Consider the following 16067-nt stretch of genomic DNA (forward strand, 5'->3'; position numbering starts at 1 on the left):
GGGCTCAGGGGCGCCGCGCGACCGCGAACACCCGCCGGAACGGCAGCACCACGACACCGTCGCGCTCCGGGTACGCCGCCCGGAGCCGGGCACGGTACGTCGCCTCGAACCCCGGCCGCAGGTCGTCGGGGAGCGCCTGCAGCACCGGCCGCGCACCCGTGCCGCTGACCCAGCCGAAGACCGGGTCGGGGTCGTCGGCGGCCGGGAGCACGTGCAGGTAGGTCGTCTCCCACGCGTCCACCTCGCAGCCGAGGTCGCGCAGCGTACGGAGGTAGGTCGCCGGGTCGTGGCTCGAGGGCCGCTCCACCTCCCGCACGTGGGCGTCGTACGGCGCCTCGGCCGCGAGCTGGTGCAGCAGGGCGTGGCTGGGCGCCGCGAAGTTGCCCGGGACCTGCATCGCGAACCAGCCCCCGGGAGCGACGCGGTCGAGCAGCCGTGGCAGCAGGTCGAGGTGGTCGGGCACCCACTGGAGCGTGGCGTTCGTCAGGAGCACGTCGACCGGGGCGTCGGGCTCCCAGTCGCGCAGGTCGCCGACCTCGAAGGCGAGTCGCGACGTCGGCTCCGCCCGGGCGACCATCTCGGGGCTCGAGTCGACGCCGAGCACCTGCGCCGCCGGCCACCGCTCGGCCAGCAGCCGGGTGAGGGTCCCGGGGCCGCAGCCGAGGTCGACGACCGTTGCCGGCTCGACGGCACCCACCCGGGCGAGCAGGTCGAGGAACGGTCGCGACCGGTGGTCGCCGAACTGCAGGTAGCGGTCGGGGTCCCAGGTGACGGCCATGCCGCTGAGGTTATCTCGACGTCGAGAATCTTTGGTCGCTACAGTTCCGGTGTGGAGCGGGCGCCAGGAGACGAGGTCGACGAGATCGTCGCGGCCTGGCGCCGCGAGCGCGCCGACCTCGACCTGGCGCCCGTCGAGGTCTTCAGCCGGCTCACCCGCCTGGCCCGGCAGCTCGACGGAGTGCGACGCCAGGCTTTCGCCGCGCACGACGTCGAGCCGTGGGAGTTCGACGTGCTCGCCGCACTGCGGCGGGCCGGGGCGCCGTACCAGCTCTCCCCCGGCGCGCTGCTGCACCAGACGCTCGTCACCAGCGGCACGATGACCAACCGCGTCGACCGGCTCGTCGAGCGCGGGCTGGTCGAGCGCTCGCCCGACCCGCACGACCGCCGCGGCATCCTGGTGCGGCTCACCGACGCCGGACGCGAGCGCGTCGACGCGGCCTTCGACTCGCTCGTGGAGGAGGAGCGCTCGCTGCTCGGCGACCTCCCGGCGACGGAGCGCGACCGGCTCGCCACCCTGCTGCGCGGACTGATGCAGTCGTTGGGCTGAACCCTCACCTCGCCGCGCACGGCACGCAGGTGCGCGCCGACGGGCGAGCCAGCAGTCGCGCCTCCGGGATCGGCTCGCCGCACCGCTCGCAGCGGCCGTAGGTGCCGTCGCCCAGCCGCGCCAGCGCCGCGTCGACCTCGGCCAGCCGCTGCCGCGCACCCGCGAGCAGGGCCGAGGTCTGGGACCGCTCGAAGGCGATGGTGTGCCCCTCGGGGTCGTGCTCGTCGTCGGTCGCCGTCAGGTCGGCTCCCGCCACGATCCCCTCGAGGTCAGCGCCCAGCGACGCCACGGCCCGCGATGCGTGCAGCCGCTCCTCGGCGAGCAGTGCGGCGTACGGCCCCTCGCTCACGGTGGCTCCTCTCGTCGCACCCGATCACAGCACGTCCCACCGACACGGCAGCGCCCTGCCGGCGACTGAGCCACGAAGTCTGACGCTGAGCGCGGCAAGCAATCGTGGCTCAGCGGCAAAGTCACTGGTTGACCAGTGACTTCGACCAGACCGTCCCACTGGCCCAGGAAGTCCGCCGGCTGCCCACCCCAGATTGCGTGCAGGGCGTCTCTGATCACTGGCCCGTCGACGCCTCGAGAGCCACCGGCTCCACTGCGCCAAGAAGTCTGACGCTGAGCGCGGCAAGCAATCGTGGCTCAGCGGCAAAGTCACTGGTTAACCAGTGACTTTCTCGACGTCGAGCTGCGAGACCACGCGGCCGGCGGCCACCGATCAGCCGGCGACCTCGGCGGCCTCGAGCCACTCGAGCTCGAGCTCCTCCCGGCGGGCGGTGAGGTCGTCGAGCTCGGTGGAGAGCTGCGTTAGGCGGGGCACGTCGGACGCCGCGGCCGCCATGGTGGCGTGCAGGGCGGTCTCCTGCTCGGTGAGCCGGGCCAGCTGGCGCTCGACCCGCTCGAGCGTCTTGCGGGCGGCCCGCTGGGCGGCGGGGTCAGCCGCGGTGGTCTCGACAGGGACGACCGCCGAGGAGGTCGAGGCGGCGGACCCCCAGGAGCGGCGGCGCTCCAGGTACTCCTCGACCCCGCCGGGCAGCTGCGAGACCTGTCCGTCGCCGAGCAGCGCCCAGGTCGCGTCGGTGGTGCGCTCGAGGAAGTAGCGGTCGTGGGAGACCACGACGAGGGTGCCGGGCCAGGAGTCGAGGAAGTCCTCGAGCACGGTGAGCGTCTCGATGTCGAGGTCGTTGGTGGGCTCGTCGAGGAGCAGCACGTTGGGCTCGTCGAGCAGCAGGCGCAGCAGCTGGAAGCGCCGCCGCTCGCCGCCCGACAGGTCACCGACCCGCGCCGTCAGCCGGTCGCCGGTGAAGCCGAACCGCTCGAGCAGCGCGGTGGCGGAGAGCTCCTTGCCCTCCGCGGTGCGGGTGATGCGGCGCACTCCCTCGACGGTGTCGAGGACCCGCGCGTCGACGGGCAGGTCGGGCACCTGCTGGCTCAGGTGGGCCAGCGACACGGTGCGCCCGGTGCGCACCCGGCCGACGTCGGGCTCGAGCTCGCCGGCGAGCAGCCGCAGCACGGTGCTCTTGCCGGCGCCGTTGACGCCGATCAGGGCGACCCGGTCGCCGGGGCCGAGGCGCCAGGTGGCCTGCGACAACAGCGACCGCCCTCCACGCGCGACGTCGACGTCCTCGAGGTCGACGACGTCCTTGCCGAGCCGCGACGCGGCGAAGCGCTGCAGCTCGAGGCGGTCGCGCGGCGGCGGCACGTCCTCGATGAGCTCGTTGGCCGCGTCGATGCGGAACTTCGGCTTCGAGGTGCGGGCCGGGGCGCCTCGGCGCAGCCACGCCAGCTCCTTGCGCACGAGGTTCTGCCGGCGCGCCTCGGAGGCCTGGGCCTGGCGCTGCCGCTCGGCGCGGGCCAGCACGAACGCGGCGTACCCGCCGTCGTAGGCGTCGACGACCCCCGCGCCGTTGCTCGCCGGGTGCACCTCCCAGGTCTGCTCGCACACCGCGTCGAGGAACCAGCGGTCGTGGGTGACCACCACCATCGCGGAGGTACGCCGCTGCTGCGCGCGCGAGCGCAGGAAGCGCGCCAGCCAATCGACCGCCTCGACGTCGAGGTGGTTGGTCGGCTCGTCGAGGAGCAGCAGGTCGTCGTGGCCGAGCAGCAGCCGGGCGAGCGAGCAGCGACGCCGCTCACCTCCGGACAGCCCGTCGACGGTGCGGTCGAGCGAGACGTCGGCGAGCAGCTCGGCGACCACCTCGCGCGAGGTGGCGTCGCCCGCCCACTCGTGGTCGGCGCGCCCGCCGAGCACGGCCTCGCGCACGGTGCTGGCCTCGTCGAGGTCGTCGCGCTGGGCGAGGTAGCCGACAGTGGTGCCGCCGGTGCGCGAGACCCGGCCGGAGTCGGGCTGCGTGCGCCCCGCGATGAGGTCGAGCAGCGTCGTCTTGCCGTCGCCGTTGCGGCCGACGACCCCGATGTGGTCGCCCTCGCCGACGCCGAGGCTGACCTCGTCGAGCAGGATCCGCACGCCGAACGACTTCGAGACGCGCTCGAGGTTGACCAGGTTGGCCCTCTGTACGGCCATCAGGCGTGCACCACCGGGTGGGAGCCGGCGACGGGGCCGGGGGCGAGCAGGACGGTGCGCCCCTCGGCGCGCAGCGGCTCGGCGACCGCGCGGGCGTGGGCCGCGTCGCGGCACAGGCCCAGCCAGGTGGGACCGGAGCCGGAGAGCAGCGCGGCCACCGCACCGGCGCCGAGCACGGCGTCACGGGTCGCCGTCAGCGCGGGCCGCAGGTGCAGCGCAGGCGCCTGCAGGTCGTTGCCCAGCGCCGCGGCGAGGGCGTCGGGGTCGCCGGTCGACAGGGCGGCCAGCAGGGCGTCGGGCCGGTCGAGCTCGCGACCGAGCCCGAGGTCGTCGTGGGCGGCGTACACCTGCGGCGTGGAGAGCCCCTGGACGTCGGGCAGCACCACCCACCACCAGGCACCGGCGTCGGCGACGGGCTCGACCAGCTCGCCGCGACCGGTGCCCCAGGCCGTGCCGCCGACCAGGGCGAAGGGCACGTCGCTGCCCAGCCCGGCCGCGACCGCGAGCAGGTCGTCGTCGGGGGTGCCGAGGTCCCACAGCCGGTCGACGGCGACCAGCGTGGCGGCCGCGTCGGCGCTGCCACCGGCCAGCCCCCCGGCCACGGGGATGCCCTTGTGCACGTGCAGCCGCGCGGCGCGGTCGAGCCCGTGGTGGGCGACCAGCGCCTGGCCGGCCCGAACGGCGAGGTTGCCGGCGTCGAGGGGCACCTCGCGCACGTCGACCTCGCCGGCCGCCTCGACGGTGACCGACCAGCTCTCGGCCTCGGTCGCCGTGACATCGTCGTAGAGCCCGACGGCCTGGTAGACGGTCGAGAGCGGGTGGAAGCCGTCGGCACGGGGCGGGCCGACGTCGAGGCGGAGGTTGACCTTGGCGGGCGCGCGGACGGTGAGGCTCACGCGACCTCCTCCAGCGCCTCGGCCAGGCGCACGAAGGCGGTCAGGTCGAGCTCCTCGCCACGCGCGGTGGGCGGCAGGCCCGCCGCGGCCACGGCCGACTCGGCCCGCTCGGCGCTGCCGACGAGCGGACGAAGCGCCTGACGCAGCACCTTGCGGCGCTGGGCGAAGGCGGCGTCGACCACGGCGAAGACCCGCTCGCGTGGCACCGATGTCTCAGGCGGCTCGCGGCGGGTCCAGCCGACGAGGCCGGAGTCGACGTTGGGCGCCGGCCAGAAGACGGTGCGCCCGACGGTGCCGACCCGACGCAGCTCGCCGAACCATGCGGCCTTGACCGACGGCACGCCGTAGATCTTGGCGCCGGGCTTGGCGGCCAGCCGGTCGGCCACCTCGAGCTGCACCATGACCAGGCCACGCTCCAGGGTCGGCAGCAGCCCCATCAGGTGCAGCAGCACCGGCACCGAGACGTTGTAGGGCAGGTTGGCGACCAGCGCGGTGGGCGGCGGGCCGGGCAGCTCGCTGACGCGCAGCGCGTCGGCGAGCACGACCTCGAACCGGTCGGCCTGGCCGGGCGCGAGCTCGGCGATCGTCGCCGGCAGCCGGCCCGCGAGCACGGGGTCGACCTCGACCGCCACCACCCGCCGGCACACCGCGAGCAGGGCCAGCGTGAGGGAGCCGAGGCCGGGGCCGACCTCCACCACGACGTCGTCGGCACCGACCTCGGCCTCACGCACGATACGCCGCACGGTGTTGGCGTCGATGACGAAGTTCTGGCCGCGCTGCTTGGTCGGCCGCAGGTCGAGCTCGGCTGCCAGCCGACGCACCGACGCCGCACCGAGCAAGCCCGGGGGCTGCGTCGGTGCGGCGTCGGAGGAGGTCACGCGCGCAAGGCTAGGGGGCGTCAGTGACCGGCCCCGCAGTGAGGCCAGGCGCCGTACCCGCCCTCGGCGGCGCGGACGCGCTCGGCGACGGCGATCTGCTGCTCGCGGCTGTTCTCGTGCGGCATGCCGGAGCCGCCGTACGCCTGCCACGTGCCGAGCGAGAACTGCAGCCCGCCGTAGTAGCCGTTGCCGGTGTTGGTGGCCCAGTTGCCGCCCGACTCGCACGCCGCGATCGCGTCCCAGACGCCCGCGTTGGCCGTCGACGACGGGGTCGCCGGCTGCGTGCCGACCTCGACGACGCGGGTCACGGGAGCGCGCAGCGTGCGCACCGCGGTCTCGGTGGTGCGGACCTTCTCGCCGTTGCGGAAGACGGTGCGGTAGGTGACGTCGCGCAGGCCGTCGCGGCCCTCGGTCACCACGCGGGTCTCGCCGGCGGCGAGGTCGTCGGTCTCGCGCTCCTCGGTGCGGTTCGGCACCGCCTCGCGGGCCACGCGGTTCTCGGCCGTGCGGAACTTGGTGACGACGACCTCCTGGCCGTCGGTGACCTCACGGTTCAGGCCCGGGCGGACCTTGTCGTCGGAGTCGACGTCCACGCCCCGCTCGTCGAGCAGCTCGCGCACGGTCAGCACCGGCTCGGTCACGGTGCGGGCCTTCGTGGCGCCGACCTTGAGGGTGACCTCCTTGGGGGTCACGACCTCGATGGCCATGCCGGAGCGGTCGATCTCGGCACCGCGGCTGACGGACAGGCTGGCGCCGACGAAGCGCATGCCGATGTCGGTGAGGGCGGCGTCGACGTCGGTCGCGGTGGTCCAGAAGCCCTGCTCCTCGCCGTCGATGGTCATGGCGAGGGGGCGGGCGAACCGCACGGAGACCTCGGAGCCGTCCTCGACCCGGGTGTCGGGCGCGGGCACGACCTGGTCGCGCGAGCCGGTCTCGAGACCGGCGTCGGCGAGGGCGTCGCCGACGGTGGCGCCGAAGGTGCGGACCTCGGTGGGCTTGCCGTCGACCACGAGGGTGACGGTGCGGCTCATGGCCGCGTAGGCGGAGGTGCCGGCGAGGACGACGAGCAGCGCGGCCACGAGGCCGAGGGCGATGATCTGGTGACGACTGAAGGACTGAAGGCGTGCGCGCACGTCTCTCCTGGGTTCAGGGGTCCCGGGCCACGGTCCGGCGTCGCCTCCCCGCGTCGCGACACTGCGCGCGAGCTCCCCCCACAGGCGCCCGCCAGGGTCGTGCGCGCTGCGACGTCTCGCCACTGCTCCGCGTACCGCTCCCGGCCAACAGCGCACGACCATAAGCAGGTCGTCGCGAGCCTGGCAAACCGACGTGGGCCGTGTCACATCCCATCGGCGTCCGGTCTCGGTCCGCGTCGGCCGCCTGCCACGACCGGATCCTGTCACCGGGGCGCTGATTTTCCGGCCAGCCGGAAACTCAGCACCTCGATGTCAGGTCCGGGTCGGCCGACCGCCCCTCGGATGACGCGATCCTGACATCGACACGACCGCGAGCCGGGTCACCAGGCGCCGCCGAAGGCGGTGAAGGTGTTGGCCTCGAGGGCGCGGCAGAGCTCGGCGAGGTCCTCGCCGCGGGTCTCGGCCATGGCCCGCACGGTCAGCGGCACGAGGTACGACGCGTTGGTGCGGCCGCGGTGCGGGACCGGCGTGAGGTAGGGGGCGTCGGTCTCGACGAGCAGCCGCTCCTGGGGCGTCGCGCGCAGCGCCTCCCGGAGCGGGTCGGCGTTCGTGAAGGTGACCGTGCCGGCGAAGGACAGGTGCGCCCCGCGCTCGAGGCAGGCGAGAGCGAAGGCGGCGTCGCCGGAGAAGCAGTGCATCACCCAGCGCTCGGGCGTCCCCACCTCGTCGAGCAGGCGCAGCACGTCGTCGTGGGCGTCGCGGTCGTGGATGACGAGGGTGCGGTCGAGACGCCGGGCGAGGCGCACGTGGGCGCGGAAGGACTCGTGCTGCGCGGCCACGCCGTCGGGGCCGGTGCGGAAGTAGTCGAGCCCGGTCTCGCCGACCGCGCGCACCCGCGGGTGCGCGGCGAGCTCCTCCACCTCGGCCAGCGCGGCCTCGAGGGTGCCCTCGGCGGCGAGCCGGGGAGCCTCGTTGGGGTGCAGGGCCACGGCGGCGACCACGGCGTCGTGGGCCTCGGCGGTCGCGACGGCCCAGCGGGCGCCGGGCAGGTCGCAACCGACCTGCACGACCCGCGGCACCCCGACCGCGGCGGAGAGCCGCAGCGCCTCCTCGACCTCGAGCGGCTGCTCGTCGCCGCGGGAGACGTCGAGGTGGCAGTGGTTGTCGACGACCGGGTGCGGCAGCGGCTCCGGGACCTCGGGCCGCGCGCTCACGCCCCCTCACCCCTCTGGGCCCCGGGCTTGTGCACGGCGTCGTAGACGACCCGCTTGGGGACACCGGCCCGCTTCGCCACGTCGGGGATCGCCTGCTTGCGCGGCACCCCGACCTGCTCCTGCGCGGCCACGAGGGCGGCGAGGGTCGCCGGGTCGGTGACGGCCTCGGGGGGCGGGGCACCCTCGACCACGATCGTGACCTCGCCGCGCACGCCGCCGGCGGCCCAGGCCGCGAGCTCGGCGACGGTGCCGCGACGCACCTCCTCGTGGGTCTTGGTCAGCTCGCGGCACACCACCGCGCGCCGCTCGCCCCCGAAGGCGCCGGCCAGCGAGTCGAGGGCCGCCGCCGTGCGGTGCGGCGCCTCGAACAGCACGAGCGTGCGCGGCTCCTCCGCCAGCTCGGCCAGGCGTCGGTCGCGCTCGCCGGCCTTGCGGGGCAGGAACCCCTCGAAGCAGAAGCGGTCGACCGGCAGCCCGGAGACGGCCAGGGCGGCGAGCACCGCCGACGGCCCCGGCACGCAGGTCACGGGCACGTCGTGCGCCACGGCGGCGCTGACCAGCCGGTAGCCGGGGTCGGACACGCTCGGCATGCCCGCGTCGGTGACGAGCACGACGCGCTCGCCCGCCCGCAGCGCGTCGAGCAGCGCCTCGGTGCGGACGTGCTCGTTGCCCTCGAAGTACGACTGCACCCGCCCGGTCAGCGTGACGCCCAGGTCGTCGGCCAGGCGACGCAGCCGACGGGTGTCCTCCGCGGCGACGAGGTCGGCGCCGGCCAGCTCGGCGGCCAGGCGCGGCGAGGCGTCCTCGGGGCGGCCGATCGGCGTGGCCGCCAGCACCAGCACCCCACCGGGGGTCGCGTGGGACCCTGTGCTCGGTTCGGACATGGCTCCGATGATGCCCGACCCGTCGCGCTCGGCTCCCGACACCACCTGCGACCCGTAGCCTGGGCGACGTGACCACGGCCGAGCTGGTGCGACGTACGCCGCGCCACCCGTCGGGGGGCCGGCCACCTGCCCACGAGCGCGCCCGTGCGCTGCCCCGCGACAAGGACCCGATGCTGGCCTGGGCCGGCACCCTGCTCGTCACGGCGCTGGCGTTCTTCCTGCGGGTCAAGGACCTCGGCACGCCCCGGGTGTTCGCCTTCGACGAGACCTACTACGCCAAGGACGCGTGGTCGCTGCTCCGCTTCGGCTACGTCCAGGGCTACGTCGACGGGGCCGACGAGGCCATCCTCGGCGGGCAGACCACCGGGCAGTGGACCGGTGAGCCGTCGATGGTGGTGCACCCCGAGCTCGGCAAGTGGCTGATCGCGCTCGGCGAGCGCGGCTTCGGCATGGACCCCTTCGGCTGGCGGATCGCCTCCGCCGTCGCCGGCGCCGTCATGGTGCTGGTGCTGATCCGGCTGGCACGTCGACTGACCCGGTCGACGGCGCTGGGGCTCTTCGCGGGACTGCTGCTCACCTTCGAGGGCCAGCACTTCGTGCTCTCCCGGCTCGCGCTGCTCGACATCTTCCTGGCGCTGTTCGTGCTGTGCGCGGTGAGCTGCCAGGTCGCCGACCGCGACTGGGGGCGGGCCCGGCTCGCCGCCCGCCTCGGCGACGCCCGGCTGTCACCCCGCAGCTGGGGCCCGCGGCTGTGGTGGCGTCCGTGGCGCCTGGCCGCCGGGGTGATGTGGGGTGCGGCGGTGTCGACGAAGTGGACCGCGCTGTTCGCCCTGGCCGCGTTCGGCCTGCTGATGTGGCTGTGGGACGCCGGCGCCCGGCGCAGCTTCGGCGTGCGCTGGGCGGTGGCGAAGTCGGTGCTGATCGACGCCCTGCCCGCCCTCGGCTACGTCGTGCTGCTGCCGCTCGTGCTCTACGTCTTCAGCTGGACCGGGTGGCTGCTGAACGCCGCGGAGTACGAGCGGGCGCTCTCCGACACCCAGTACGGCCCCTACTGGGGCAGCTACCTCGAGACCGACGCCACCGGCTTCCTGCCCGAGCTGGGGCAGTCGCTGCGCTCGCTGTGGCACTACCACCACGACGTCTACTCGTTCCACACCAACTTTCTCAACGACAGCACGCACACCTACCAGTCGAGCCCGTGGGGCTGGTTCCTGCTCAACCGCCCCGTCGGCGTGGCCACCGAGCTCGACATCCAGCCCGGGGTCCAGGGCTGCCAGGCCGCCGAGGGGTCGACGTGCCTGCGGCAGGTGCTCCTGCTCGGCAACCCGGTCGTGTGGTGGACCGGGTCGCTCGCGCTGCTGTGGAGCCTCGTCGCCGGCGTGACGCGGCGCGACTGGCGCCACCTGCTCGTGCTGGTAGCGGTGGCGTCGACCTGGCTGCCGTGGTTCCGCTACAGCGACCGGCCGATCTTCAGCTACTACGCCTCGCTGTCACTGCCCTTCCTGATCCTGGCGACGACCCTGCTGGTCGGCCAGCTCGCGGGCGACGGGCGCTCGCGCCGGCGACGGCTGGTGGCGGCCGTCGTCGCCGGCGCGGTGCTGGGCCTGACGGTGCTGGCGTTCGCGTGGTTCTACCCGATCTGGACCGACGGGCTGCTCACCAACGCCGAGTGGCTGCAGCGGATGTGGTTCCGCCGCTGGATCTGAGGTCCGCCCCCACCCGCGGACGCAGCAGGTCCCCCGGCCCGGCGGGCGCGAGAGACCTGGCGACGGATCCGGCGGAGACGACGCTCAGGCGGCGATGCCCTCGCCGGTGACCGGCGGGACGGGCGGCACCAGCGCCGGCACGACCACGCGGGCAGTGGAGAGCCGGTGCTCGGCGAGAGCGATGCGGGCCACCCCGACGAGGACCACGAGCACGCCGAGCAGTCCGACGAGCAGGACCGAGAGCGGTGCGACTGCCTGCATGGTGGCCTCCTGTGCGCCGAGGGGTGTGGCTGGCGTCACTCACGACAGTAGAGCACCCAGGAGAAATCGGACATAGTCCGTCTGGACTAGATCACGAAGGCCCGCTCCGACCTACGAACTTGACAAACGGGTGGACCGCGGGTTGGCCGGGGCGTCGTCTCGTCGGGCCAGGATCCACGCCAGGTACCCGGTCGTGACGCCGATCAGCCCCATGCCGAGGGCCCCGAGCGGCCAGTAGATGTGGTCGACGTGCACCGCCAGCGCACCGGGCACGAGCAGGACGGCCGGCGCGCCGGCCGCGCCCCAGCGGCGTACGAGGTCGACGGTGACGAGCACCGCGGCCGCGACGAGGCACCACGACCCGACCTCGCCGATCGGGGTGCCGATCGCGAAGATCGAGCGCACCTCGTCGGGGCGCTCCGCCCCGGACGGCAGCCGCGAGGTGACCCAGCCGGCACCGATCCCGCTGAGGATGTCGAGGGCGTTGTAGAAGATCGCGTAGCCGAACGACGCCAGCACCACCAGCCAGGCCAGGGGGTCGTCGCGGCGCGGGAACCGACGGCGGTAGAGCGCGACCAGCGCCACCCCGACCAGCGGGAAGGCGAGCATGCCCGGCACGTGGAGCGTCCACCACCGGTGGGCGGTGTCCTCGGTGAGGCTCTGCGGGTGGAAGTAGCCCGCCACCATCAGGGCGAGCCCGGGCAGCGCGGCGAGGACGCCCTGGACGACCGGTCGGGGGGTGATCACGGGGCGAGCCTAGGCAGGCGGACCCCGTGGGTCCGGCAGGCCAGGTCATGTCGGGCGGCTCAGGTCGGGCGGCTCAGGTCGGGCCGATCGGGCCGGGGACGACACAGGGCGGGCACCCCGGGTGTGGGGGGCCCGCCCTGCGGGTGGCGCCGCGCGGTGCGCGGCGCCGGGGTCACTCGCCGTTGACGGTGCGCTTGAGCGCCGCGCCGGCCTTGAACGCCGGGGCCTTGCTCGCGGCGATCGAGATGCTCTCGCCGGTCTGCGGGTTGCGGCCCTCGCGCGCCGAGCGCTCGCGCACCTCGAAGGTGCCGAAGCCGGGAAGGGTGACGCTGTCACCGCTCTTCAGGGCGCCGGTCACGGCGGCCACGACGGCGTCGACGGCGTCGCCGGCGGCGGACTGCGAGGTGCCGGTCGCGCTGGCGACCTGCTCCACGAGCTCCTTCTTGTTCATGCTGTGCTCCTTTGTCGATCGGGGGTGCTGACGGATAGGTGGCGACCCGTCCCGTCGGTGGGTCGGCAGGCCTCACGCAGCCCGTCAGGGCCGCGCATCCCGGCGGACTCTGCCATGAAAACCGGCTCCGGCGCGCGACGCGCCCCCGCCGTGGCGCACTTTCCGCCTCAGCGACCGCCCCGCAGCAGGCCGTCGAGCCGGTCGAACCCACGGTCCGCGAACCCCTGCCACAGCCGCGCGAGCACCGGCGCCACCACGGGTGCCTGGGGCCCGACGAGCGTGACCCGCCACGACCACGTGACCCGGGTGCCGTCGCCGTCGGGCGCGAAGCTCCACCGGCCGTCGACCTCGCTCAGCAGCGGGCGCAGCAGCCCGGTGACCCGGTCGAGGTGGTAGTCGAAGCACTCACCGGGAACGACGTCGACCAGCTCCTCGCGCATCGTCGAGCCGTCGCCCAGCACGATCGTGCGGGTCTGCCCGACCCGGCCCCACTCCCCCTGCTGGCCCTCCGTGCGGGTGATGGGCGCGATGAGCAGGTGGCGCCGGTCGAAGACGCGCTCGAGCGGAGCCGCCAGCACTGCGTCGTACGCCGCGTCGACCGGCAGCGCGAAGGTGCGGGCGTGCCGGAGCCACAGCACGGTGCCGTCCTCGCGCGGCGCCGCGACGCCGAGCCCGGCGGCGATCCGTCGCCGGATCCCGGCCGCCGCCCGACGCCCCTCGGGCACCGGCAGCAGGGGGTAGACGTGGATGGCGCCCGGGAGCTCGTCGTACGTCGTCTCGACCCCGGCCTCGCGCAGCCGCTCCACCAGCAGCCGGCAGTCGGGGTGGGTCAGGTCGCGCGTGCCGACCAGCACGTGGGTGGGCGGCAGCCCCGCGAAGCGCCCGAAGAGCGGGCTCACGGCGCCGTCGTCGAGGGGCGTGCCGGCCGCCCAGGTGCGCGCGACCTCGCGCAGGGCCGCCCGGGCCAGCCACGGGTCGGCGCGCTCGGCCGCGTCGAGGTCGGGGTTGACCATCGTCAGGTCGAGCCACGGCGCCATCAGGGTGAGCCCGCGCACCGTGGAGCCCTCGTCGACCTGCTGCTGCGCCGCCACCAGCGCCAGGGCCGCGCCGGCCGAGTCGCCCGCCAGCCAGCAGGGCCGGCCCTCGCGCCGCAGCCGGTCGAGCAGCTCGGCGAGCAGCGCGCGGGCCTGGGCGGCGTCGTGCTGCGGGGCGAGCCCGTAGACCGGCAGCCAGACCTCGACGTCGACCTCCGCCGCGAGCTCGACCACGAAGTCCCAGTGCTGGCGCACGACCTCGTTGACGTAGGCGCCACCGTGCACGTAGACGACCACCGGCCGGTCACCGGCGGGTGACCCGGCCCGCCGCAGGACGTGCACGGCGTGCCCGCGCACCGTCTCGGTGGTGACGTCGACCGCCTCGCGCACCCGCCGCGGCGGCGTCGCGTCGCCCTTCGCCCGGGTGAGCAGCTCCTGCGCACCGTCCTCGCGCAGGTAGCGCCGCTTGCGCGTCGCCCTCATGAACAACCCCACGCCCTGCATCTGCCAGCTCACCCGATGAGTTTGTCGGAGGTCGGTGGTCAGATCGGCACGACCCCCGAGGAGGAGACACCATGAGCACCTACCTGACCACCTACCTGATCTTCGACGGCGACGCCCGCCAGGCCATGGAGCACTACCGGTCCGTGCTGGGCGGCGAGCTCGACGTGATGACCTTCGGCGACATGGGTGCCACGGGTGACGACGGCCCGCCCGCCGACGGCGTGATGCACGCCCGGCTCGTCACGGCCGACGGCTTCCGCATCTTCGCCTCCGACGGCGCCCCGGGCGAGCCCGTCCGACGCGGCAACGACTTCGCGGTGGCGCTGACCGCCGACCCCGAGGACGCCGAGACCCTCAAGCGCTGGTGGGACGCGTTCGCCGCCGACGGCACCGTCGACGTGCCGTTCGAGCAGCAGATGTGGGGCGACTGGTTCGGCCAGGTCACCGACCGCTTCGGCGTGGCGTGGATGTTCGACCAGGCCAGCGGCCAGGAGCCGGGCGCCGCCTGAGGGCGGCCGCCTAGACCCAGCCGAAGGTCAGCGCGGCCCCGACGACGCCCGGCAGCGCCCCCAGCAGCACCCAGGCCGAGACCGGGTGCCACTGGTGGATGAGCCGGCCGGCCGCGACGCCCGCCACGCCGATCAGGCCAGCGATGACGTTGGCGCCGATGCGCGCGTCGAGGCGGTCGGGCTCGGCGACGTAGCCGATCAGCGAGGCACCGCCGGCCAGCGCCATCGCCAGGATCACGGTGATGGCGCTGAGCACCCACTTCTGCACGCTGTCGAGCGACATCTCAGTGCCCGGCCGCACCGGCGGCGGACGCAGGTCGTCGGGGTCGAGCAGGTGCCGCTGTCGCCTGTCCCCGCGGCGGGCGGGGGTGCGGTCGTCGCTCACCGCCCCAGGGTCTCACCCGTCCCGGCGGACGGGCGCTAGGCCGGGACCTTCTCGGCGGGCGCCGCGGCAGGGCGGCGCACCTCGGGACGGGGGACGAAGCGCAGCGTGCGGCGCAGGTCTCGACGCAGCGTCAGCAGCGAGTCGAGCACGTAGTCCTGCCGCACCCGCCACGGACCGGAGTCCCCCTGGCGAGGGAAGGCGCCGATCGAGCGCTGCACGTAGCCGCTGGCGAGGTCGAGCAGCGGTCGCTCCGCGAGGTCGCGGTCGGGCTGCGGCACCGCGGCGGCGGCGCCCTCGCGCTCGGTCAGCCGCAGCACCTTGCACACGAGCCGGTGCGAGAGGTCGGCCCGCAGGGTCCACGAGGCGTTGGTGTAGCCGATGCACACGGCGAAGTTCGGCACGCCGGTGATCATCGTGCCCTGCCACACGAACTGCTCCGACAGCTCGACCTCCTCGCCGTCGACCGACGGTGCGATGCCACCGAAGGCGAGCAGCTGCAGGCCGGTCGCGGTCACCACGACGTCGGCCTCGAGCAGCGCGCCCGACGACAGCCGGATCCCGCCGGGCTCGAAGGTCTCGATGGTGTCGGTGACGACGCTCGCGTCGCCGGCCTTGATGGCCTTGAAGAAGTCCGCTCCGGGGGCCGCGCAGAGCCGCTGGTCCCAGGGGTCGTACGACGGCGTGAAGTGCTCGGCGACCATCTCGCGGTCGCCGAGGATGCGCGTGGTGTTGTCGGTCAGGACCTTGCGGGCACGCTCGGGGAAGCGCTGGCAGAACTGGTAGACGGCGGTGCCGAAGGCGACGTTCTTCGCGCGCACGACGGTGTGCGCGACCTGCGCGGGCAGGTGGGCGCGCAGCCAGTCGGCCTTCCGGTCGCGGCTCGGCACCGCCGAGATCCAGGTGGGGCTGCGCTGCAGCATGGTCACGTGCTCGGCGCGGCCCTCGCCCCGGACCATGTTGGGCACCAGGGTGACCGCGGTGGCTCCGGAGCCGATCACGACGACCTTCGTGCCGGCGTAGCGCGCGTCGGCGTCCTCCTCCGGCCAGAACTGCGGGTGCAGCACCTCGCCGGCGAAGTCCTCCAGGCCGGGCAGCTCGGGCCGGTAGGGGTTCTCGTAGTCGTAGTAGCCCGCGCACGAGTAGACGAAGTCACAGGTCAGCACGTGCTCGCTGCCGTCGCGCTCGACCGTGAGCCTCCAGCGGGCCTCGGCGCTGCTCCAGTCGGCGGCGACCACCTTGGCGCCGTAGCGGATCTTCTCGTCGATCCCGAAGTCGGCGGCGGTCTGCTGGATGTAGGACAGGATGTCGGCGCCGTCGGCGATCGCCTTGCCCCCGCGCCAGGGGCGGAACTGGTAGCCGAGGGTGAACATGTCGGAGTCGGACCGCACGCCCGGGTAGCGGAACAGGTCCCAGGTGCCGCCCATCGCCTCGCGCGCCTCGAGGATGACGTAGTCGCGGTCGGGCACCTCGGTCTGCAGCCGGTAGCCCGCGCCGACACCGGAGAGGCCGGCACCCACGACGACGACGTCGACGTGGTCGGGCAGGGGCTGGGGGCGGGTCTCCGCGGTCGTGCTCATGCCTCCAGCCTGACGTGGGGCCGCGCTCCGCACT

The 16067-nt window shown here is 74.4% G+C and carries 17 protein-coding genes; 3 read left to right on the plus strand and 14 right to left on the minus strand.

Going from position 1 to position 16067, the window contains the following annotated elements:
- Positions 1–4: 4 nt before the first annotated feature.
- The gene (locus ACYU8I_RS15105) at positions 5–778 is read right to left on the minus strand and encodes a trans-aconitate 2-methyltransferase (RefSeq protein WP_460842328.1); all 774 of its coding nucleotides are present in this window, start codon (positions 776–778) and stop codon (positions 5–7) included.
- Between the two features lie 51 nt (positions 779–829).
- Between ACYU8I_RS15105 and ACYU8I_RS15110 the strand changes: the two genes are divergently transcribed.
- Positions 830–1327 (plus strand): MarR family winged helix-turn-helix transcriptional regulator, encoded by a 498-nt coding sequence (locus tag ACYU8I_RS15110; RefSeq protein WP_460842329.1) that lies wholly within the window; start codon positions 830–832, stop codon positions 1325–1327.
- A 4-nt stretch (positions 1328–1331) separates the two neighbouring features.
- Here the strand turns inward: ACYU8I_RS15110 and ACYU8I_RS15115 are convergent, their stop codons facing one another.
- The 7 genes from ACYU8I_RS15115 to rsmI all read right to left on the minus strand — a co-directional run bounded on the left by ACYU8I_RS15115 (position 1332) and on the right by rsmI (position 8859).
- Positions 1332–1676, minus strand: a complete 345-nt coding sequence (locus tag ACYU8I_RS15115; RefSeq protein WP_460842330.1) for a TraR/DksA family transcriptional regulator — start codon at positions 1674–1676, stop codon at positions 1332–1334.
- Positions 1677–2048: 372 nt separating this feature from the next.
- Positions 2049–3854, minus strand: coding sequence for an ABC-F family ATP-binding cassette domain-containing protein (locus ACYU8I_RS15120; protein ID WP_460842332.1), 1806 nt, complete (start codon positions 3852–3854; stop codon positions 2049–2051).
- Complete coding sequence (locus tag ACYU8I_RS15125; protein WP_460842334.1) at positions 3854–4750, minus strand: 4-(cytidine 5'-diphospho)-2-C-methyl-D-erythritol kinase; 897 nt, start codon at positions 4748–4750, stop codon at positions 3854–3856. The genes ACYU8I_RS15120 and ACYU8I_RS15125 overlap by 1 nt, the downstream gene beginning before the upstream one ends.
- Positions 4747–5628, minus strand: coding sequence for a 16S rRNA (adenine(1518)-N(6)/adenine(1519)-N(6))-dimethyltransferase RsmA (gene rsmA, locus ACYU8I_RS15130; RefSeq protein WP_460842335.1), 882 nt, complete (start codon positions 5626–5628; stop codon positions 4747–4749). The genes ACYU8I_RS15125 and rsmA overlap by 4 nt, the downstream gene beginning before the upstream one ends.
- Before the next feature lie 20 nt (positions 5629–5648).
- Positions 5649–6761: a transglycosylase family protein gene (locus ACYU8I_RS15135; protein WP_460842337.1), complete on the minus strand. Its 1113-nt coding sequence runs from the start codon at positions 6759–6761 to the stop codon at positions 5649–5651.
- A gap of 380 nt (positions 6762–7141) precedes the next feature.
- A complete protein-coding gene (locus ACYU8I_RS15140) occupies positions 7142–7975 on the minus strand; it encodes a TatD family hydrolase (protein ID WP_460842339.1) in 834 nt (277 codons plus the stop codon).
- A complete protein-coding gene (gene rsmI, locus ACYU8I_RS15145; RefSeq protein WP_460842341.1) occupies positions 7972–8859 on the minus strand; it encodes a 16S rRNA (cytidine(1402)-2'-O)-methyltransferase in 888 nt (295 codons plus the stop codon). The genes ACYU8I_RS15140 and rsmI overlap by 4 nt, the downstream gene beginning before the upstream one ends.
- Before the next feature lie 68 nt (positions 8860–8927).
- On the opposite strand from rsmI, the gene ACYU8I_RS15150 reads away from it, so the two are divergent.
- Positions 8928–10565, plus strand: a complete 1638-nt coding sequence (locus ACYU8I_RS15150; RefSeq protein WP_460842343.1) for a dolichyl-phosphate-mannose--protein mannosyltransferase — start codon at positions 8928–8930, stop codon at positions 10563–10565.
- 84 nt (positions 10566–10649) lie between these two features.
- On the opposite strand, the gene ACYU8I_RS15155 is transcribed toward ACYU8I_RS15150, so the two are convergent.
- From ACYU8I_RS15155 to ACYU8I_RS15170, 4 genes are all read right to left on the minus strand, one after another.
- Positions 10650–10826: a hypothetical protein gene (locus ACYU8I_RS15155; RefSeq protein WP_460842346.1), complete on the minus strand. Its 177-nt coding sequence runs from the start codon at positions 10824–10826 to the stop codon at positions 10650–10652.
- Positions 10827–10937: 111 nt separating this feature from the next.
- Positions 10938–11573: a hypothetical protein gene (locus tag ACYU8I_RS15160; RefSeq protein ID WP_460842349.1), complete on the minus strand. Its 636-nt coding sequence runs from the start codon at positions 11571–11573 to the stop codon at positions 10938–10940.
- Between the two features lie 172 nt (positions 11574–11745).
- Positions 11746–12093, minus strand: a complete 348-nt coding sequence (locus ACYU8I_RS15165) for an HU family DNA-binding protein (protein WP_460842402.1) — start codon at positions 12091–12093, stop codon at positions 11746–11748.
- A gap of 98 nt (positions 12094–12191) precedes the next feature.
- Complete coding sequence (locus tag ACYU8I_RS15170) at positions 12192–13574, minus strand: alpha/beta hydrolase fold domain-containing protein (protein WP_460842352.1); 1383 nt, start codon at positions 13572–13574, stop codon at positions 12192–12194.
- Positions 13575–13633: 59 nt separating this feature from the next.
- Here ACYU8I_RS15170 and ACYU8I_RS15175 point away from each other — a divergent pair, with 59 nt between their 5' ends.
- Entirely contained in the window at positions 13634–14071 is a 438-nt protein-coding gene (locus ACYU8I_RS15175) for a VOC family protein (protein ID WP_460842355.1), read from the plus strand.
- A 10-nt stretch (positions 14072–14081) separates the two neighbouring features.
- On the opposite strand, the gene ACYU8I_RS15180 is transcribed toward ACYU8I_RS15175, so the two are convergent.
- Both ACYU8I_RS15180 and ACYU8I_RS15185 read right to left on the minus strand, forming a co-directional pair.
- The gene (locus ACYU8I_RS15180) at positions 14082–14456 is read right to left on the minus strand and encodes a hypothetical protein (protein ID WP_460842358.1); all 375 of its coding nucleotides are present in this window, start codon (positions 14454–14456) and stop codon (positions 14082–14084) included.
- Between the two features lie 35 nt (positions 14457–14491).
- The gene (locus ACYU8I_RS15185) at positions 14492–16033 is read right to left on the minus strand and encodes a flavin-containing monooxygenase (protein ID WP_460842360.1); all 1542 of its coding nucleotides are present in this window, start codon (positions 16031–16033) and stop codon (positions 14492–14494) included.
- Positions 16034–16067 lie beyond the last annotated feature (34 nt).

This window comes from Nocardioides marmoraquaticus, from assembly GCF_054777915.1.